The sequence below is a fragment of the Pseudomonas sp. CFBP 13602 genome, assembly GCF_014842725.1.
In the GTDB taxonomy this organism is placed as follows: domain Bacteria; phylum Pseudomonadota; class Gammaproteobacteria; order Pseudomonadales; family Pseudomonadaceae; genus Aquipseudomonas; species Aquipseudomonas baltica.
Genome location: NZ_JACYVT010000007.1, coordinates 80,377 through 99,383, shown reverse-complemented (window position 1 = coordinate 99,383; position 19,007 = coordinate 80,377). Strand labels below are relative to the sequence as shown.

General features: G+C 64.4%; 13 protein-coding genes. 3 read left to right on the top strand and 10 right to left on the bottom strand.

The features are described 5' to 3' along the window. Positions 1 to 4: 4 nt before the first annotated feature. Both IFU31_RS15600 and IFU31_RS15595 read right to left on the bottom strand, forming a co-directional pair. Positions 5 to 955, bottom strand: a complete 951-nt coding sequence (locus IFU31_RS15600; protein WP_192103627.1) for a D-2-hydroxyacid dehydrogenase family protein — start codon at positions 953 to 955, stop codon at positions 5 to 7. Between the two features lie 16 nt (positions 956 to 971). Beyond that, entirely contained in the window at positions 972 to 1,988 is a 1,017-nt protein-coding gene (locus tag IFU31_RS15595; RefSeq protein ID WP_192103625.1) for an alpha/beta fold hydrolase, read from the bottom strand. A gap of 243 nt (positions 1,989 to 2,231) precedes the next feature. Here IFU31_RS15595 and IFU31_RS15590 point away from each other — a divergent pair, with 243 nt between their 5' ends. Then, a complete protein-coding gene (locus tag IFU31_RS15590) occupies positions 2,232 to 3,005 on the top strand; it encodes an enoyl-CoA hydratase (protein WP_122712961.1) in 774 nt (257 codons plus the stop codon). A 61-nt stretch (positions 3,006 to 3,066) separates the two neighbouring features. Here IFU31_RS15590 and IFU31_RS15585 read toward each other — a convergent pair whose 3' ends face one another. The 6 genes from IFU31_RS15585 to IFU31_RS15560 all read right to left on the bottom strand — a co-directional run bounded on the left by IFU31_RS15585 (position 3,067) and on the right by IFU31_RS15560 (position 10,248). Next, positions 3,067 to 4,218: an acyl-CoA dehydrogenase family protein gene (locus IFU31_RS15585; RefSeq protein ID WP_192103623.1), complete on the bottom strand. Its 1,152-nt coding sequence runs from the start codon at positions 4,216 to 4,218 to the stop codon at positions 3,067 to 3,069. 14 nt (positions 4,219 to 4,232) lie between these two features. Continuing rightward, positions 4,233 to 5,324, bottom strand: coding sequence for an enoyl-CoA hydratase/isomerase family protein (locus IFU31_RS15580; protein ID WP_192103621.1), 1,092 nt, complete (start codon positions 5,322 to 5,324; stop codon positions 4,233 to 4,235). A 344-nt stretch (positions 5,325 to 5,668) separates the two neighbouring features. Then, positions 5,669 to 6,469 carry an ABC transporter ATP-binding protein gene (locus IFU31_RS15575; RefSeq protein ID WP_122478775.1) on the bottom strand — a complete coding sequence of 267 codons (801 nt, stop codon included), beginning with the start codon at positions 6,467 to 6,469 and terminating at the stop codon, positions 5,669 to 5,671. Positions 6,470 to 6,478: 9 nt separating this feature from the next. Further along, on the bottom strand, positions 6,479 to 7,354 hold the full coding sequence (gene ntrB / locus IFU31_RS15570; RefSeq protein WP_122478773.1) for a nitrate ABC transporter permease: 876 nt from the start codon (positions 7,352 to 7,354) through the stop codon (positions 6,479 to 6,481). Between the two features lie 27 nt (positions 7,355 to 7,381). Further along, positions 7,382 to 8,716, bottom strand: coding sequence for a CmpA/NrtA family ABC transporter substrate-binding protein (locus tag IFU31_RS15565; protein ID WP_192103619.1), 1,335 nt, complete (start codon positions 8,714 to 8,716; stop codon positions 7,382 to 7,384). 275 nt (positions 8,717 to 8,991) lie between these two features. Next, positions 8,992 to 10,248 carry a nitrate regulatory protein gene (locus IFU31_RS15560; protein WP_192047583.1) on the bottom strand — a complete coding sequence of 419 codons (1,257 nt, stop codon included), beginning with the start codon at positions 10,246 to 10,248 and terminating at the stop codon, positions 8,992 to 8,994. A 176-nt stretch (positions 10,249 to 10,424) separates the two neighbouring features. Between IFU31_RS15560 and IFU31_RS15555 the strand changes: the two genes are divergently transcribed. Then, the gene (locus IFU31_RS15555; RefSeq protein ID WP_192103617.1) at positions 10,425 to 11,351 is read left to right on the top strand and encodes a Gfo/Idh/MocA family protein; all 927 of its coding nucleotides are present in this window, start codon (positions 10,425 to 10,427) and stop codon (positions 11,349 to 11,351) included. Between the two features lie 8 nt (positions 11,352 to 11,359). Here the strand turns inward: IFU31_RS15555 and IFU31_RS15550 are convergent, their stop codons facing one another. Together IFU31_RS15550 and mfd are read right to left on the bottom strand one after the other, a co-directional pair. Further along, positions 11,360 to 13,684 (bottom strand): DEAD/DEAH box helicase, encoded by a 2,325-nt coding sequence (locus IFU31_RS15550; RefSeq protein ID WP_192103615.1) that lies wholly within the window; start codon positions 13,682 to 13,684, stop codon positions 11,360 to 11,362. 1 nt (position 13,685) lies between these two features. Continuing rightward, positions 13,686 to 17,135 (bottom strand): transcription-repair coupling factor, encoded by a 3,450-nt coding sequence (gene mfd / locus IFU31_RS15545; RefSeq protein WP_192103613.1) that lies wholly within the window; start codon positions 17,133 to 17,135, stop codon positions 13,686 to 13,688. 336 nt (positions 17,136 to 17,471) lie between these two features. Between mfd and IFU31_RS15540 the strand changes: the two genes are divergently transcribed. After that, a complete protein-coding gene (locus tag IFU31_RS15540; RefSeq protein ID WP_192103611.1) occupies positions 17,472 to 18,935 on the top strand; it encodes a glyceraldehyde-3-phosphate dehydrogenase in 1,464 nt (487 codons plus the stop codon). Positions 18,936 to 19,007 lie beyond the last annotated feature (72 nt).

Genomic DNA, 19,007 nt, shown 5'->3' with positions numbered 1-19,007 from the left:
GCGGTCAGCCGGTCAGCAGGCGGACTGGCTGGCCCGAATGCCAGGCCAGTATGTCTTCGATCATCTGGCTGAAGAACAACCGATAGTTGTTGCCGCTGACATAGCCGATGTGCGGCGTTGCCAGCACATTGGGCAGGGTCCGGAACGGATGGTCCAGCGCCAGGGGTTCCTGATCGAACACGTCCAGCCCCGCGCCGCCCAGGTGGCCATCACGCAGGGACTGAATCAACGCTGCTTCGTCGACGATCGGGCCGCGCGACGTGTTGACCAACCGCGCGCCCGACTTCATCCACCCCAGCGCCTGGGCATCGACCAGCCCCCGGCTGCGTTCGCTCAGCACCAGGTGCACGCTGAGCACATCGGCCTGCTCGAACAGTTGCTGCTTGCTCACGTATTCGACGCCCACCTGCGCGGCACGCTCGGGTGTCAGGTTCTGACTCCAGGCAATCACGCGCATGCCGAACGCCTGACCGAAGCGCGCCACCTTTTCACCGATACTGCCCAGGCCCAGCAGGCCCAGTGTGCTGCCGTGCAGATCGCCACCCAGGCCGATCTGCCAACCGCCAGCGCGCAGCGAGTTCGCTTCACCGAGCAGATCACGGGTCAGCGCCATCAGCAGTGCCCAGGTGAGTTCCGGCGCGGCGTGCTTGTAGCTGTCCGTGCCGGCCACCTGGATGCCCAGGCGGGCTGCGGCCTGCAGGTCGATGGCTGCGTTACGCATGCCGCCGGTCACCAGCAGCTTGAGCTGCGGCAGTCGTTCCAGCAGACCGGCGTCGAACAGCGTGCGTTCACGCATCACGCAGATGATGGCGTAGGGCGCCAGGCGCTCGGCCAGCGCCGCGCTCCCGCCGCTGTAGTCGTGAATGAAGTCGAGGTCGCCTACGGCCTGCAGCGGGGTCCAGTCGACCACGTTTTCAGCGACCGATTGCCAGTCGTCGATGACGGCTATTCGCATGGGGGGTTGCCTCTTGTCAAAGCGGTTTCTGGGGAGTGTCCAGCCAGTCGAGCAGGGCCTTGTGGAAGCGCGCCGGCTCCTCCATTTGCGGGGCGTGACCAAGCCCGGCAAACTCCACCAGTGTGCTGTGAGGAATCAGCTGGCTGGCCTGCTTGCCCAGTACGGTGTATTTGCCCAGCGTGGCCTTGACTTCGGGCGGTGCGATGTCACTGCCGATCGCCGTGGTGTCGGCGTCGCCGATCAGCAGCAGGGTCGGCACCTGCAGGTCCTTGAACTCGTAGACCACCGGCTGGGTGAAGATCATGTCGTAGATCAACGCCGAATTCCATGCCACCAAGGTATGCCCCGGACCCTTGTTCAACCCCGCAAGCATGTCTACCCAGCGGTCATACTCAGGCTTCCAGCGACCACCGTAATAGGTGGTGCGCTCGTAGTTGCGGATGCCTTCGGCGGTGACCTTGGTTTCACGGTCGAACCACTGGTCGACGCTGCGATAGGGCACGCCCATGGCTTTCCAGTCTTCCAGGCCGATGGGGTTGACCATGGCCAGGCGCTCGGTGTCTTCGGGGAACATCAAGGCGTAGCGAGTGGCGAGCATGCCACCGGTGGAGTGGCCCATGATCACCGCTTCCTTGACCCCGATACGGGTCAGCAGGTCATGGGTATTGTTGGCCAACTGCTGGAAGCTGTATTGATAGTGCTCGGGCTTGCTGGAGGTGCAGAAGCCGATCTGGTCGGGCGCCACCACGCGGTACCCGGCATCGCTGAGGGCCTTGATCGAGCTTTCCCAGGTGGCGCCGCAGAAATTCTTGCCATGCATCAGTACCACCGTGCGGCCGTTGGCCTTGCCATTGGCAGCAACGTCCATATAACCCATCTGCAGGCTTTTGCCCTGGGACTCGAAGGCGTAATGTTGCAGCGTGTACGGATAATCGAAGCCCTGCAGTTCGGGACCATAGCTGGGCGACGAATCGGCGGCCAGCAGTGGCTGGGCAAAGATGCCGGCGAGCGCCAGCGTGGACAGGCGAAGCATGGGGGACCTCCTGGAGTGGACTGTGAAGTGACGTGGACACGCCGGCACAGGGTGTCGCAGGTCTGTACCGTAGCATCCATTGGAGGTTTGCACGCCCAGGTGGTGCCGAGCTGCAGCGAAAGAATGTCCGCTATCAGGTTTCAGAATGCTACAAACACGACGCGATCCTGGGCAGTTCGCCGCCCAAGGGTCGATACAACAATAATCAGCGAGGCAGACAATGCCTCTATCTGGAGACATGCCATGGCTTTTGAAACCATCCTCTTGGAAACTCGCGGTCGCGTGGGCCTGATCACGCTCAATCGGCCGCAGGCGTTGAATGCCCTCAACGCCCAGCTGATCGATGAATTGAACCAGGCGCTCGATCGCCTGGAAAGCGATCGCGAGATCGGTTGCATCGTCCTTACCGGGTCTGCCAAGGCGTTTGCCGCCGGCGCCGATATCAAGGAAATGGCAGAGCTGCGCTACCCGCAGATCTACCTCGACGATCTGTTCCATGAGAGCGACCGGGTTGCCAATCGGCGCAAGCCGATGATCGCTGCCGTGGCCGGCTTTGCCTTGGGCGGGGGTTGCGAGCTGGCGTTGATGTGCGATTTCATCCTGGCCGCCGACAATGCCAAGTTCGGTCAGCCGGAGATCAAGCTCGGCGTGCTGCCGGGCATGGGCGGCACCCAACGTCTGACTCATGCGGTGGGCAAGGCCAAGGCCATGGAGCTGTGCCTGACCGGCCGCTTGATGGGCGCCGAGGAGGCGGAGCGGGCCGGGCTGGTTGCCCGTATCGTGGCCGCCGACCGACTGCTCGACGAAGCATTGGAGGTTGCGCAGCAAATCGCGGCGAAGTCGCTGCCGATCGCCATGATGGTCAAGGAGAGCGTCAACCGCGCTTTCGAAGTGAGCTTGTCCGAAGGCGTGCGTTTCGAGCGGCGGGTGTTCCACGCGGCGTTTGCCAGTGAAGATCAGAAAGAAGGCATGGCGGCGTTCATCGCCAAGCGCGAGCCGCAGTTCAAGGGTCATTGAGCAAAAAGGGGGACTGGTCGTTGACCAGCCCCCCCCTCGATGGCAGGTGTTGCATGCGGCACTACAACAGATAGTTGCGCAGCTCGCGGGCGATCAACATGCGCTGGATCTCGCTCGAGCCTTCGTAGATCTGGGTGATGCGTGCATCGCGGTAATACTTTTCCACGGGGTAATCTTCAAGGTAACCGTAGCCCCCGTGCACCTGTACGGCGCTGGAGCAGACCCGTTCGGCCATTTCCGAGGCGAACAGCTTTGCCTGCGAAGCTTCGGACAGGCAGGGCAGACCGGCACTGCGCAGGCGTGCGGCGTGCAGCACCAGCAGGCGTGCAGCGTTGACCTGCACCTGCATGTCGGCCAGTAGGTTGGCCACGCTCTGGTGTTCGATGATCGGCTTGCCGAACTGCACGCGTTCACGGGCGTAACCCAGCGCCGCTTCGAAGGCGGCCCGCGCGATGCCCAGCGCCTGGGCAGCGATGCCGATGCGGCCGCCTTCGAGGTTGGACAGGGCGATGTTCAGGCCCTTGCCGCGTTCGCCGAGCAGATTGGCGGCCGGCACGCGACACTGGCTCAAGGTGATTGCACAGGTGTCGGAGGCACGGATGCCGAGCTTGTGCTCGCTGCGGTCGACGGTGAAACCTGGGGTGTCGGTGGGCACCAGGAAGGCCGACAGGCCTTTCTTGCCCAGCTCCGGGTCGGTGACCGCAAACACGATGGCCAGCTTGGCACGTCGCCCATTGGTGACGAACTGCTTGGCGCCGTCGATCACCCAATGGTCGCCGTCGAGCACGGCGCGGGTGCGCAGGTTGTTGGCTTCGGAACCGGCCTGGGGCTCGGTGAGGCAGAAACAGCCAATGACCTCGCCGCTGGCCAGGGCGGCCAGCCAGGTGTCCTGCTGCGCCGGGCTGCCGTAGTTGAGCAGCGGGCCGCAGCCTACGGAGTTGTGCACGCTCATCAAGGCACCCAACGCGCCGTCGGCAGCGGAGATCTCTTCGACGGCCAGGGCGTAGGCGACGTAATCGGTGTAGCTGCCACCCCATTGTTCGGGCACCACCATGCCCAGTAGGCCGAGGGCACCCATCTGCGCCACCAGGGTATCGTCGATCCAGCCTGCCTGTTCCCAGGCACGGGCATGGGGCGCCACTTCGGCGCGGGCAAAGTCGCGCGCCATGTCGCGGATCATGATCTGTTCTTCGCTCAGTTCCAGGTCTTGCATGGCAGACTCCGGCCTCAGAGGCCTTGGAAGAATGGCTCGACGCGTGCGCGGGTAAGCCGGTCTAGCGTCGGTGGGTTCCAACGCGGGTTCTTGTCTTTGTCGATCAGTAAAGCACGCACGCCCTCGATCAGGTCGCCCTGGTCGAACCACTGGCGGTTGAGATGCAGCTCCAGGGCAAAGCATTCTTCCAGGGAGCAGTGGCGACCGCGGCGCAGCAGCTCCAGGGTGACCGCCATGGCCAGCGGTGAGCGGGTGCGCATCAGCCGCGCGGTGTTCTGTGCCCACGCCTGGCTGTCGGCGACGTTCACGTGTTCCAGCTGTTCGACCAGGCTGGTCAGGTCGTCCTGGCCGAAAAAGTGGTCGATGGCCGGTCGCAAGCGGTGCAGCGGGGCGTCCGCGAGCGTTTGCACACCGAGGCGGGCAAGCACACCCTGCAGGTCCTTGAGGGCGTTGTCGCTCCATTGCAGTCTGTCCAGGCGCTCGTCCAGCAGGGCCAGGCGGTCGCTCTCCAGGTACCAGTCGGCCAAGCCGCAGTAGAGTGCATCGGCCGCCTCGAGCTGGATGCCGGTAACCCCCAGGTAAGTGCCGATTTCGCCGGGGATACGGCTCAGGAAATAGCTGGCGCCGACATCGGGAAAATAGCCGATAGCCACTTCGGGCATGCCCAGTTTGCTGCGTTCGGTGACTACCCGCAGCTCGGCTGCCTGCGCCAGGCCCATGCCACCGCCCAGGGTATAGCCGTCCAGCAGCGCCATGACTGGCTTGCGGTACAGATGCAGGCATTGGTCCAGCGCATATTCTTCGTTGAAGAACACTTCGCGCAGGGCGTCCTGGTTGAGATGGCTGTGGTAGAGGCTGCGGATGTCGCCGCCGGCGCAGAAGCCACGGTCGCCGGCGCCGCGCATTACAACGGCATGGATGTGCGGGTCCAGCGCCCAGGCATCCAGGTAGCCGCGCAGGGTACGGATCATGTCGAGGGTGAGTGCATTCAGACCGGCTGGCCGGTTGAGGGTCAAGTGACCGATATGGTTGCGGACTTCGCCGAGTACCTGATCGTCGAGCCCCAGGGAAGAGCGCTGGGGCGGGGGAAAGACCTGAGCTGTCATCGCTGAATCCCTGCTTGTTATTGATTTCCTGAGATAAATAAGCGGACCAGGCGATCGTGACAGGCAAGTTTGCAGCTTTCAATGCAGATTAATGCAGGCGTTGCCTGCAAATTTGCACGGGTTGCACGCGCTGGTCGGCATTCAGTAGACCGACCCCAACCAGCGTTCGTTCGCCCGCGCCCCGTGGCAAGTACCCCATAGGAGCGGTCATCGGCCGCGAAAGGGGCACCGCGGATTGACAGATGCGCCGCGGCGCTCGTTTCGCGGCCACGGACCGCTCCTACAGGCGGGTTGCATTCCCCTATAGCAGCGGCGCGAGCCGCGTCGGCGATCAATGCGGTGGATCAGGCCACCGCTTCGATGACTTTGCCTTGCTTCTCGTACAGGAAGCTGAGCACTGCCAGGCGGTATTGGTTGTACTTCGGGTCGTCGGCCAGGGCCAGTCGGCTGCGCGGGCGCGGCAGGTCGATGGTGAGGATTTCGCCGATGGTCGCCGCCGGGCCGTTGGTCATCATCACGATGCGATCGGAGAGCAGCACCGCCTCGTCGACATCGTGGGTAATCATCATCACCGTGTTGTGCAGCTCGCTCTGGATGCGCATCACCTCATCCTGAAGGTGCGCCCGAGTCAGAGCATCGAGGGCGCCGAACGGCTCGTCGAGCAACAGCACCTTGGGCTGCATCGCCAGCGCGCGGGCGATGCCGACGCGCTGCTTCATGCCACCGGATATCTCGCTCGGACGCTTGTGCAGGGCGTGGGTCATGTTGACCATTTCCAGGTTGTGCAGGGTCCAGGCGTGGCGCTCGCTTTTGCTCTTGCTGCGCTTGAAGACCTTGTCCACCCCCAGCGCGACGTTTTCATAGACGGTCAACCAGGGCAGCAGCGAGTGGTTCTGGAACACCAGGCTGCGATCGGGCCCCGGCTGGCGCACTTCCTTGCCGTCGAGGATCACCGCGCCATTGCTCGACTCGATGAGCCCGGCGACGATGTTCAGCACCGTCGACTTGCCGCAGCCTGAATGGCCGATGATGGAGATGTACTCACCGCGCGCGACGTTGAGGTTGATGCCGCGCAGCACCTGGCTGGTAACGCCATCGCGCTCGAAGTGCTTGTCGACGTTTTCGATACTCAAGTAATGGCTCATGTTGCCTCCTCAGCTTTGCGAAGTGCCGCGGGTGACCAGGCGTCCGACCATCGCCACCAGGCGGTCGAGGCAGAAGCCGACCACCCCCACGTAGGCCAGGGCGAGGATGATGTCGCTGATGCGCGAAGCGTTCCAGGCGTCCCAGATGAAGAAGCCGATGCCGACGCCGCCGATCAGCATCTCGGCAGCGATGATCGCCAGCCACGACAGGCCGACGCCAATGCGCAGGCCGGAAAAGATGTAGGGCGCGGCCGCCGGCAGCATGATCTTGCTGAAGTATTCCGCGCCATTGAGGCGCAGCACCTTGGCCACGTTGCGGTAGTCCTCGGGGATGTTGCGCACGCCGACCGAGGTGTTGATGATGATCGGCCAGATGGCGGTGATGAAGATCACGAAGATCGCCGAAGGATAGCTGTCCTTGAAGCCGGCCAGCGACAGCGGCAGCCAGGCCAGGGGTGGCACGGTGCGCAGGATCTGGAACAGTGGATCGAGCCCGCGCATGGCCCAGGTCGATTGCCCCACCAGTACGCCCAGGCTGATCCCCACCACCACGGCCAGGGCGTAGCCATAGGCAACCCGCGACAGGCTCGCCAGCAACTGCCAGGCCATGCCCTTGTCATTGCCACCGTTGTCGTAGAACGGATCGACGATCAGCTCCCAGGTGTCGGTGATCACCTGGGTAGGCGGCGGCAGCGCTGCGCCCTTGCCACTGCAGACCAATTGCCAGACCAGCAACAGCAGGGCACCGATCACCACCGGCGGCAGGCACTGCTGAAGCACGAAGCGCCGGGTGTTCTTCAGCAGGCCCGCCAGTACCGGCGGTTTGACCTGAGCCTTGGCGACCGCTTGCGCGGCGCTGTGCAGCTTCTTCACTTCAGCATTCATGATGACCTCCGGTGCGTGCGGGAAACATCAGGCCAGGGCCTTGATGGACAGGCTGTCGAGATAGGCCTGGGGGTTCTGGGGATCGAAGGTCTTGCCGTCGAAAAAGGTTTCGATACCGCGCGAGTCGGAATCCGGGATCTGCGCAGCGGGCACGTTCAGTTCCGCAGCGGCCAGGCGCCACAAGTCGGAGCGATTAACCTTGGCAATCAGCGCCTGGCTGTCGAAGTCCTTGGGCAGGTAGCCCCAGCGCTTGTTCTCGGTGAGGAACCACAGGTCGTGGCTCTTGAACGGGTAGGAGGCGAAGTCGTCCCAGTAGCGCATGATGTGCGGACTGTCGTTGACCACTTTGCCGTTGCCGTAATCGAAATTGCCTTTCATGCGCTCGGTGATGTCGGCGACAGGCGCGTTGATCCAGCGCCGCTTGGCGCAGATCTGCGCGACTTCTTCCTTGTTCTGCGGCTGCTCGCAGAACATCTGCGCTTCCATCACTGCCTTGAGCAGCGCCTTGGTCGCGTTGGGGTTCTTGTCGACGTAGTCGGCGCGCAGCGCCAGGGCTTTCTCCGGGTGCTTGTTCCAGATCTCGCCGGTGGTGTTGGCGGTGTAGCCGATCTTCTGGTTGATGAGCTGGGCGTTCCATGGCTCGCACACGCAGAAGCTGTCCATGCTGCCGACCTTCATGTTGGCAACCATCTGCGGCGGGGGCACGACGATCGTCGACAGGTCTTTGTTCGGGTCGATCCCGCCTGCCGCCAGCCAGTAGCGCAGCCACAGGTCATGGGTGCCGCCGGGGAAGGTCATCGCCGCGTTGACGGCCTTGCCACTGGCCCGCTTGCTGGCCAGCGCGGCCTTGAACGGCGCGGAATCCAGGCCCAGCTTGAGGTCGGCGTGTTCGTTGCCCACCGAGATGCACTGGCCGGCCAGGTTCAGGCGCGCCACGATGTACATGGGCACCGGCTGGTTGTTGGGGGTGACCTTGCCGGCCGCGATCAGGTAGGGCATGGGGGTGAGAATGTGTGCGCCGTCGATGCCATTGGCGGCCGCGCCCAGCACCAGGTTGTCCCGTGTGGTACCCCAGGACGACTGCTTGAGCACTTCCACTCCGGTCATGCCATGCTTGGCGAAAAAGCCTTTCTCGTCGGCGACGAACAGCGGCGCGGCGTCGGTCAGGGCGATGAAGCCCAGCTTGGCCGTGGTGGTTTCCAGGCCGTCGTTCCCCGCCGCCCACACCGCCGAAGACAGCCCCGGTGGCAGCAGGCCGAGGGCGGCGCCGGCACCGGCGACGGTCAACGACTGCTTGAGAAAGTGCCGACGCTTGGCGTCGTGTGCGCTTTCCGGGTGTCCTTTGAAAGGCTTGTCATCCATCGCTGATTCCCCTGCTGGTGGCGGCCAAAAAAAAATGCAAAAAAAACGGCGTTCACCCGTTCCCGGCAATGCTGTCGGGAGCGCGTGGACACCGTTGTCCAGGATTTGAAATGTCGACCACAGGTGGCTGCGGTCCTGTTGGTCTCAAAGCAGGTTGCGTGCCAAGGCGGCCTGCGCCAGGCGCTGCGGCCGTTTGCCAGCTTCAGGCCGCGTCACCGTGCACGGATGCGGAGCATGCCGCCCGTGGGATGTGCAAATAGGGCGCAATGTCGGCATCAACCCTTGCCGGCCACGGCCAGTACATTCTGCGCCATGTCGACCATGCGCAGCCCGCGCGACATCGCCGATTGCCGCAGTCGGGTGTAGGCCTCGCTCTCGCTCAACGCGTATTCGTTCATCAGCAACTGCTTGGCGCGCTCCACCAACTTGCGTTCGTTGAGCGCCTGGCGTGCTTCGTCCAGCTGCAGGTTGGCGTCCTGCAGGCGGTGGGTCTGGGCCTGCAGCAGGTCCAGCAACGAGCGGCCCATCTGCGGGCCGTGGCCGTCGGGCGCCGGGCTGTCGAGATCGCTGGCCTGCACGCTGAACAGGCGGGCATCGCCACAGCCCATGGTTTCCAGGCTGGCCAGGCGTTGCAGCAGCACGCGGTGGTTGTCCAGGTCGGCATTGGCCAGCTTGATGCTGCTCTGGCAGCTGGCGAGCAGTTGTTCGGCCAGGTGTGTCTCTACCTCGTGCATCTGGTCGATGCGCTGGCTGTGCAGCTCGAACCACAGCTGCGACAGGCCGGGGTCCACGGGGTGTTGCGCCGAGGTGCGCATACCCACTTCGCGCAGGCGTAGCAATTGTGCGGTGATCTCGCTGTGCTGCAGGTCGGCCCAGCGCTGCCCGGCCACTGGGTCGGCGAACTCGCCGAAGGTCTGGAAGCAGCGCTGCTGGCTTTGCGTCAGGTGCAGGATGCGCTCCTGCACACTGGCATCGAAGAAGCCTGCCGAGAAGCCCGCCACGCCGGTGGCGCGTTCCTGGCCGGCCAGCTCCTTGCCCTGCATGAAATTGAACAGCGCCACCAGTACGCGGGTGATACTCGGATCAATGGCGGTGTCGGCCGCTTCGAACACCACGGCCATGAGCCCACCCACCAGGCGGGTCAGGGCCGCCGTGGCGACGCTGGGGCTCAGCAGACGTTCGCGGATGCGACGGCGCAGGCCGGGCAGTTCGTCGAAGCCGTGCAGCACGTAGGCCACACGATTGAACAGGCGGGCACGGTCGGCAGCGCTGGCCGCGTTCAGGTCCATGGCCTGCAACCGCTGCAGCACGTCCTGTTCAAGTGCCCGCGCCTGTTCCGTATGCAGGTCGAGTTGGCTGCGGTAGGTTTCGACCTGGCTGCCCAGGTAGACATTGGTGTAGCCCCGCTCGCGCTGCAACGCATGCACCAGACGGCTGATCAAGGTCACCAGTTCGCAGGTGTCGGCAAGTCCGCGCAGACCTTCCAGCTCGCTGCGGCGGGCGGCCAGCATGAAGCGCAGGGCAGGGGGCATGGGGCGGTCTGGCAGGGCGCGGTCGGGCATGGCGGGCTCGCAACTTCGGTGATGGACAGCCCGACTGCATGCAAGTCCCGGTCCGATCCCCGTTGGCCGCTTGTACGCCGCTGCGTATGCCGGCAGCCGCGTAACTGCTATAACGCCCCAGCCAAACAATAAAAAAGGAGTTCACGATGTCCCCCATTTGTCTCGGCGTGGTCGGCTACGGCAAGATCGCCCAGGATCAGCATGTGCCCGCCCTGCGCGACAACCCGGCCTTCGAGCTGGCCGCAGTGGCCACGCTGGGGGCACCTTGCCCCGGTGTCGCGCATTTCGGCAGCCTGCGCGAGCTGCTCGATAACGGCCCGGACATCCAGGCGCTGGCCTTCTGCACGCCGCCCCAGGGCCGTTATGCACAAGTGCGTGAAGCCCTGGAGGCCGGCAAGCATGTGCTGGTGGAAAAACCACCCTGCGCCAGCCTCGGTGAGGCCATGGCATTGGTCGAACTGGCCGCCGAGAAGGGCGTGACGTGCCTGTTCGCCTGGCACTCGCGCTTCGCCGCAGGCGTCGAGGCCGCGCGGGCCTGGCTGGTGGGCAAGCAGCTGCAGGCGGTCACGGTTCAGTGGAAGGAGGACGTGCGCAAGTGGCACCCGGGCCAGCAGTGGATCTGGCAGGCCGGGGGGCTGGGTGTGTTCGATCCGGGTATCAACGCCCTGTCGATCATCAGCCACGTGTTGCCCGAACCGCTGTTCGTCACCCACGCCAGCCTGCGCTTTCCCGGCAACCGGCAGGCGCCGATTGCGGCCGACCTGACCATGAGTGACGCCACCGGCCTGACGGTCAGCGCCGCGTTCGACTGGGACCACGGCCACGACGAACTCTGGCAGATCGAGGTGCGCTGCGCCGAAGGCTGCCTGCGCCTGACCCATGGCGGTGCACACCTGCTGATCGACGACTTGCCACAGACGCTCGCCACGACAGGCGAATACCCATTGCTCTACCACTATTTCGCGCAGTTGATCGAGGCCCGTCGAAGCGATACCGACTTGCAGCCTCTGCGCCTGGTGGCCGATGGGTTCCTGCTGGGGCAGCGCGAAACGGTCGTCGATTTCCTCGACTGAACCTGCGTTCAGCGGCGCTGGGAGGGAGGGCTGGGCAGCGGTGCGAGTAGGGCGTCGATATCGTCGCCCTGCAGGCGCCAGTCGCTGCCTTCGCGGGCATCGAGAACGCCCGCCGCCAGGGCCGACTTTTCCTGCTGCAGGCGCTGGATCTTTTCCTCTACCGTGCCACGGGTGATCAGCTTGTAGACGAACACCGGTTTCTCCTGGCCGATTCGGTAGGCGCGGTCGGTGGCCTGGTGCTCGGCTGCGGGGTTCCACCACGGGTCATAGTGAATGACCGTGTCCGCCGCCGTCAGATTCAGGCCCACCCCGCCGGCTTTGAGGCTGATCAGGAAGATCTGCAGCTTGCCGTCCTGGAAGTCCTTGACCGGTGCCCGACGGTCGCGGGTGGTACCGGTGAGCAGCGCATAGGGCACGCCGCGCTTGTGCAGCTCCTGTTCGATCAGTCCCAGCATCGAGGTGAACTGGGAAAACAGCAGAATGCGTCGACCGTTGCCCAGCAGTTCGTCGAGCAATTGCAGCAGACTGGTCAGCTTGCCCGAGCTGTGCCCTGGTGCAGGCGGCGCAACGCTGTTGACCAGACGCAGGTCGCAGCAGACCTGGCGCAGCTTGAGCAACGCTTCGAGAATGATGATCTGGCTGCGTGCCAGGCCCTTGCGGTCGATCTCGGCCCGGACCTTCTTGTCCATGGCCAGGCGTACCGTCTCGTACACGTCGCGCTGTGCGTCATTGAGTTCGACCCAGTGGACGATCTCGCTCTTGGCCGGCAGCTCGGTGGCCACCTGCTCTTTGGTCCGACGCAACAGAAACGGCTTGATGCGCGCGTTCAGATGCTGCAAGCGTGCCTCGTCGCCCTGCCTTTCGATCGGCACGCGGTAGTTGCGGCTGAACTGTTTGCTGTCACCCAGCCAACCGGGCATGAGGAAATGGAACAGCGACCACAGTTCGCCCAGATGGTTTTCCAGCGGCGTGCCGCTCAGGCACAGGCGTTGCCGCGCGTTGAGCTGGCGCGCCGTCTGCGCGGCCTTGCTGCCAGGGGTCTTGATGTACTGGGCTTCGTCGAGGACCAATACGTGCAGCGGCACCCGCTCGAGCACCTCGATGTCCTTGGGCAGCAGGGCATAGGTGGTCAGCAATACGTCGTAGTCGGCCAGATGGGCGAAGTGTTTCTTGCGCGCGGCACCGTGCAGCGCGAGGACCTTGAGGGTCGGCGCGAAGCGGGCGGCCTCGTCCTGCCAGTTCGGCACCAGGCTGGTGGGCATCACCACCATGGCCGGGCGATCCAGGCGCCCCGCCTGTTTCTCGATCAACAGATGGGCGAGGGTCTGCAGGGTCTTGCCCAGGCCCATGTCGTCGGCCAGGATGCCGCCCACTTCCAGCTGCCGCAAGGCCTGCATCCAACTCACGCCCTCCAGCTGGTAAGGGCGCAAGGTTGCATTCAGGCCCTCGGGCGCTTCCACCGGGCAATGGCGAATGTCACGCAGCCGTTCGGCGAAATGGCGTACCTGCTCGCCGCCTTGCCAGTCCAGGGACAATGCCTGCAGCCCTTCCAGGCGCGTGGCATCGGCTGTGGCCAGGCGGATCGAGGTTTCCCCAGGCTCGCGCAGGTAGAAGTCGCCCAGGGTCGCCAGCACCGGCTTCAGCCGCCCATAGGGCAGGGCGACCTGCAGGGTTCGTTGGAAGCCAAGGTGGGAGGTGTGGATGGGCACCAGAATCTGCTCGTCGTCGCGCCGTCGCGCCAGGTGCGCCGGGTTGAGCAACTCGGGGTGGCTGCGCAGCAGGTTGAGCAGGATCGGCAGCAGGCTCAGCGGCTCGCCGTCGACCACGATGCCCAGCTCCAGATCGAACCAGTCGCGTTCCGGCCCTTCTTCGATTGCGGCGTACCAGCGCTCCACCGGCGTCAGGTCGAACGCGAAATCCTCGGCGTATTCGATTTCCCAGCCTTGCTCGCGCAACCCCGGCAGTTCGTTGAGGATGAAACGCAGCCAGGCGGCATCGCTGGGCAGCTCGAAGATTTCGCCGGCGCTTTCGGGCAGAGCCTTGCTCTGACGGGTGGCGAGTTTGAAACCGATGCCCTGCAGCTGCTCGCGCAGGGCCCGCTCGGCGGCCGGCTGGCGCTGGATCCGGGCGCTCTGGTTGTTCCACTGGCGTGCCACGGCAGTAGGCCGCGGGCCGCTGACATACTCGCCCGCATAGCCGTAGGCCAGCGCTGCGCGGTGCTGCACGTAGCGCTGCATCTTGCCGTTGCGCGGTTCGAAAGCGCTGAACTCGACACTGCCCAGCCACAACCGAGGGCGCGGTTGCAGGGTATCGATCAAGCGCTCATCGGGCATATCAACCGGCTTTCGGCGTGAGGCGTTCGAACAGCGACTCGATGACGTTGAAACGCTCCTCGGCGCGCTCCATCGGCACCATGAACTTGAACAGCGTGGCGCCTTCGAACTTGTAGCGCTTGGGCTGGCTCTGGATCAGCTTGATCAGGGTCAGCGGATCGACCGGCGTGCTGGCGCCGAACTCGATGCGTCCACCCTGCGGGCCGCCATCGACCTTGGTGATGCCCAGTTGCTCGGCTTGAAGCTTGAGCAGCGTCAGGCGCACCAGGTTCTTGGTCGGCTCCGGCAGCAGGCCGAAGCGGTCGATCATCTCCACCTGCAGGTCCTTGAGGCCGTCCTCGTCCACCGCCGAGGCGATGCGCTTGTAGAGAATCAGCCGGGCGTGCACGTCGGGCAGGTAGTCCGCGGGAATCAGTGCCGGCAGACGCAGGTTGATTTCCGGGCCGCCTCCCAGCGGCTGGTCGAGGTTGGGCTGCTCGCCCTTGCGGATCGACTTCACCGCGCGTTCGAGCATTTCCATGTACAGGGTAAAGCCGACTGCCTGGATCTGCCCGCTCTGGCCTTCGCCGAGCAGCTCGCCGGCGCCGCGGATCTCCAGGTCGTTGGTAGCCAGAACGAAACCCGCCCCCAGGTCCTGGGTGTTGGCGATGGCTTCCAGGCGCTTTTCCGCGTCCGGGGTAATCTGCTGGCGCGGCGGAGTCAGCAGGTAGGCGTAAGCCTGGTGGTGACTGCGCCCCACGCGGCCGCGCAGCTGGTGCAGCTGGGCCAGGCCGAACTTGTCGGCACGCTCGATGATGATGGTGTTGGCGCTGGGCACGTCGATGCCGGTCTCGATGATGGTCGAGGCAATCAGTACGTTGAAGCGCTTGTGGTAGAAGTCGCTCATCACCTGTTCGAGCTCGCGCTCGCGCATCTGTCCGTGGCCGATGCCGATGCGTGCCTCAGGCACCAGTTCGGCGAGGTCGGCGGCGCATTTCTCGATGGTCTTCACATCGTTGTGCAGGTAGTACACCTGGCCACCGCGCAACAGCTCGCGCAGCAGTGCTTCCTTCACGGTGCTCTTGTTCTGCTCCATGACGAACGTGCGCACCGACAGCCGCCGTGCCGGCGGTGTGGCGATGATCGACAGGTCGCGCATGCCGGCCACGGCCATGTTCAGGGTGCGCGGGATCGGCGTGGCAGTCAGGGTCAGGATGTCGACTTCGCTGCGCAGCGCCTTGAGCGCTTCTTTCTGGCGCACCCCGAAGCGGTGCTCCTCGTCGATGATCACCAGGCCCAGGTTCTTGATCTTGACGTCGTCCTGAAGCAGCTTGTGGGTACCGATGACGATGTCGATCTTGCCCTCGGCCAGTTGCGCCACCGCGCTGTTGACCTCTTTGGTCGACTTGAAGCGGCTCATCACCTCGACGCTGACCGGCCAGTCGGCGAAGCGGTCACGAAAGCTGTTGTAGTGCTGCTGGGCGAGCAGCGTGGTCGGCACCAGAATGGCCACCTGGCGACCACCGTGCACGGCGATGAACGCGGCACGCATGGCCACTTCGGTCTTGCCGAAGCCAACGTCGCCGCACACCAGGCGGTCCATCGGCTTGGGCGCCAGCATGTCGTGGCGCACCGCGTCGATGGCCGATTGCTGGTCCGGGGTTTCCTCGAAGGCGAAGCCGGCACTGAACGTGGCGTAGTCCAGCGCCGGGTCGGCGAAGGCATAGCCTTTGCGGGCAGCACGGCGCGCATAGATGTCGAGCAACTCGGCGGCCACGTCGCGGACCTGCTCGGCCGCCTTGCGCTTGGCCTTCTGCCAGGTTTCCGAACCAAGCCGGTGCAGCGGCGCCAGTGCATCGTCGCTACCGGTGTAGCGGGCGATCAGGTGCAGGTTGGCCACCGGCACGTACAGCTTGGCGTTCTCGGCGTAGGCCAGGGTCAGGAACTCGGCAACCTGATTGTCGATCTCCAGCGTCGCCAGACCCAGGTAGCGGCCCACACCGTGGTCGATGTGCACCACTGGCGCGCCTTCACGCAATTCGGTGAGGTTCTTGATGACGTTGTCGTTGGCGGCGTCGGCACGCTTGTCACGGCGCCGGCGCTGCATGACGCGCTGGCCGAACAGCGGGCTTTCGGCGATCAGGGCCAGGGCCGGGTCGAGAATCTGCAGGCCCTCGTCCAGTGGCGCGATGGTGATCGCCAGGCGCTCCTTGCCCTGGGCGAACTCTTCCCAGCCGTCCACGGTCCTCGGGCGGACCTTGAGCCGCTCGAGCAACTCCAGCAGCACTTCGCGACGGCCAGCCGATTCGGCGGTGAACAGTACCCGCCCGGGGAACTGGTCGAGGAATCCGGCCAGCGCGGCGAGGGGCTGGCTGGCCTTGGCCTCGATGGCCAGGTCCGGCAGTTTGGCTGCGGCAAAGCGCTCGCGGCCCGGCCCCGGTTCCAGATCGTCCTGGCTAACGATGACGCGCGGCCAGGTCTTGAGTTGGGCGAAGCAGTCTTCCACCGGCATGAACAGCTCTGCGGGCGGCAGCAGGGGCCGCGCGGGATCGACCCGGCGCTCTTCATAGCGGTTGCGCACATCGCTCCAGAAATGCTCGGCGGCCTGTTCGATGCCGGGCAGCGAAAACACCTGGGTGTCCTGGGGCAGGTAGTCGAACAGGGTCGAGGTTTCTTCGAAGAACAGCGGCAGGTAGTACTCGATGCCAGCAGGCGTGATGCCGCTGCTCAGGTCCTGGAAGATCGGGCAGCGCCGGAAGTCGACGTCGAAGCGTTCGCGAAAGCGCGCCTTGAAGCGGGTTACCGCCTCCTTCTGCAAGGGGAACTCACGTGCCGGCAGCAGGCGGATCGATTCGACCTTGTCGATGGAACGCTGGGTCTCCGGATCGAAGGTGCGCAGGGTCTCGATCTCGTCGTCGAACAGGTCGATCCGGTAGGGCAGTTTGCTGCCCATGGGGAACAGGTCGATCAGGGCGCCGCGCACGGCGAACTCGCCGTGTTCATAGACGGTGTCGACATAGCGGTAGCCGCTGGCTTCCAGGCGCGTGCGCATCTGCTCCACGTCCAGGCGCTGACCAACATCCAGCACCAGGCTGCTGCCGAGCAGAAACTGGGTCGGTGCCAGCCTGTGTAGGGCAGTGGTGATGGGCACTACCAAAACCCCGTGTGCCAGCTCGGGCAGGCGGTAGAGGGCGGCGATGCGCTGCGAGATGATGTCCTGGTGCGGCGAGAACAGGTCGTAGGGCAGGGTTTCCCAGTCGGGGAAATGCAGCACCGGCAACTGCGGGGCGAAAAAGCGCAGTTCCTGTTCCAGCCGATCGGCGCTCTGGCTGTCGGCGGTCAGCAGCAGGGTGAAGCGCTTGGCGGCATTGGCCGCTTCGGCGATCGCCAGGCTCAGGGCGGCCCCGGGCAGGTTGCCCCAGGCATGTTTGCCTGCCGAGGCAGGGAGTTGCGGAAGGCGCAGAACAGGCACGGGAGGTTGAGCTCCAAGCGTTGCGGCGGAAAACCGGGATTGTACCGGGGCGGCGGGGGGCTGTCAGGTGCTGTGATGGGGTTGTGCCATTGTGCGGCTTCTACAAGCAGACCCTGAAGGATCCGGGCATTGATTTTCTTGTTCGATCGCGGAGGAATCGGCCCGCAGAGGGCGCGCCATGGTCCCTCGCCATAAAACCGCCGGGTGTCGCCTACCTCATTGGTACACCTCGGTTTTTTTGACGGCCCGATTCGCCAAACTTCACGACGCCGATAAGCGCGGATTGCTCCCGCCGCGCGGCGAAGTCATAATGTAGCCCGTTTTCTCAGCCCCTACATGTGGAAGGTTACCGTGACTCAGAAGCCCGACCAGTGTCTTGGTGAATGGATCGATCGTGAAGCACTCGCCGAAGCGATGATTCCGTTGATCGGCCAGCTCTACCGCAATAACAACGTAGTCACCTCCATCTACGGCCGCAGCCTGATCAACCGTTCGGTGATCGAACTGCTCAAGGCGCACCGCTTCGCTCGCCACCGCCAGTCCGATTCCTCGGAGCTGTCGGTGCACGAGACGTTCCCGCTGATCAAGGCGATGAGCGAACTCAAGCTGGGCGCCGCCTCCGTCGATCTGGGCAAACTCGCGGTCAAGTTCAAGGAAAGCGGGAGCGGGCGCACTGCCGAACAGTTCGTGCGTGAAGAACTGGCAGACGTGGTCGGCAAGCAGAACGAAGGCGAGCGTACCGGTACCGACGTGGTGCTGTACGGTTTTGGCCGCATCGGTCGCCTCCTGGCGCGCATCCTGGTGGAGAAGGCAGGTGCCGGCGATGGCCTGCGTCTGCGGGCGATCGTCGTGCGCAAGGGCGCCGACAACGATCTGGTCAAGCGCGCCAGCCTGCTGCGTCGCGACTCGGTGCACGGTTCGTTCGACGGCATCATCCATGTCGACGAAGCCAACAGCACCCTGACGGTCAACGGCAACCTGATCCAGGTCATCTACGCCAAGAACCCCAGCGAAGTCGACTACACCCAGTACGGCATCAAGAATGCCCTGCTGGTCGACAACACCGGCGTGTGGCGCGATGCCGACGGCCTCGGCCAGCACCTGGCCTGCCCCGGCATCGACCGCGTGGTGCTGACCGCACCGGGCAAGGGCAAGCTGAAGAACATCGTGCACGGCATCAACCACGGCCAGATCACCGCAGACGACAAGATCGTTTCGGCGGCGTCCTGCACCACCAATGCCATCGTGCCGGTGCTCAAGGCGGTCAACGACAAGTTCGGCATCATCAACGGCCACGTCGAAACCGTTCACTCGTACACCAACGACCAGAACCTCATCGACAACTTCCACAAGGGCGACCGTCGCGGCCGTTCCGCGGCGTTGAACATGGTCATCACCGAGACCGGCGCCGCCACCGCTGCCGCCAAGGCACTGCCTGAACTGGCTGGCAAGCTGACCGGCAACGCGATCCGCGTGCCGACGCCGAACGTCTCCATGGCCATCCTCAACCTGAACCTGGAAAAGGCCAGTACTCGCGAAGAAATGAACGAGTACCTGCGCTACATGGCGCTGCATTCGGACCTGTCCCGGCAGATCGACTTCGTCAACTCGCAAGAAGTGGTATCGACCGACTTCGTCGGCTCGCGCTACGCCGGTGTGGTCGATGCCGAAGCCACCATCTGCAACGACAACCGCGTCGTGTTGTACGTCTGGTACGACAACGAGTTCGGCTACAGCTGCCAGGTAGTGCGCGTAATGGAAGACATGGCGGGCGTCAACCCTCCAGCTTTCCCTCACTGAGCCTGACCGCTGAATGAAAACGCCCCGACTGGTTCGGGGCGTTTTTGTGTGTGGGTGTCAGTCAGGACCCCG

Excerpts from the sequence above, each read along its gene's own strand:
- IFU31_RS15600 (WP_192103627.1), bottom strand. The coding sequence starts at position 955 with ATGCGAATAGCCGTCATCGACGACTGGCAATCGGTCGCTGAAAACGTG.
- IFU31_RS15595 (WP_192103625.1), bottom strand. The coding sequence starts at position 1,988 with ATGCTTCGCCTGTCCACGCTGGCGCTCGCCGGCATCTTTGCCCAGCCA.
- IFU31_RS15590 (WP_122712961.1), top strand. The coding sequence starts at position 2,232 with ATGGCTTTTGAAACCATCCTCTTGGAAACTCGCGGTCGCGTGGGCCTG.
- IFU31_RS15585 (WP_192103623.1), bottom strand. The coding sequence starts at position 4,218 with ATGCAAGACCTGGAACTGAGCGAAGAACAGATCATGATCCGCGACATG.
- IFU31_RS15580 (WP_192103621.1), bottom strand. The coding sequence starts at position 5,324 with ATGACAGCTCAGGTCTTTCCCCCGCCCCAGCGCTCTTCCCTGGGGCTC.
- IFU31_RS15575 (WP_122478775.1), bottom strand. The coding sequence starts at position 6,469 with ATGAGCCATTACTTGAGTATCGAAAACGTCGACAAGCACTTCGAGCGC.
- ntrB (WP_122478773.1), bottom strand. The coding sequence starts at position 7,354 with ATGAATGCTGAAGTGAAGAAGCTGCACAGCGCCGCGCAAGCGGTCGCC.
- IFU31_RS15565 (WP_192103619.1), bottom strand. The coding sequence starts at position 8,716 with ATGGATGACAAGCCTTTCAAAGGACACCCGGAAAGCGCACACGACGCC.
- IFU31_RS15560 (WP_192047583.1), bottom strand. The coding sequence starts at position 10,248 with ATGCCCCCTGCCCTGCGCTTCATGCTGGCCGCCCGCCGCAGCGAGCTG.
- IFU31_RS15555 (WP_192103617.1), top strand. The coding sequence starts at position 10,425 with ATGTCCCCCATTTGTCTCGGCGTGGTCGGCTACGGCAAGATCGCCCAG.
- IFU31_RS15550 (WP_192103615.1), bottom strand. The coding sequence starts at position 13,684 with ATGCCCGATGAGCGCTTGATCGATACCCTGCAACCGCGCCCTCGGTTG.
- IFU31_RS15540 (WP_192103611.1), top strand. The coding sequence starts at position 17,472 with ATGTGGAAGGTTACCGTGACTCAGAAGCCCGACCAGTGTCTTGGTGAA.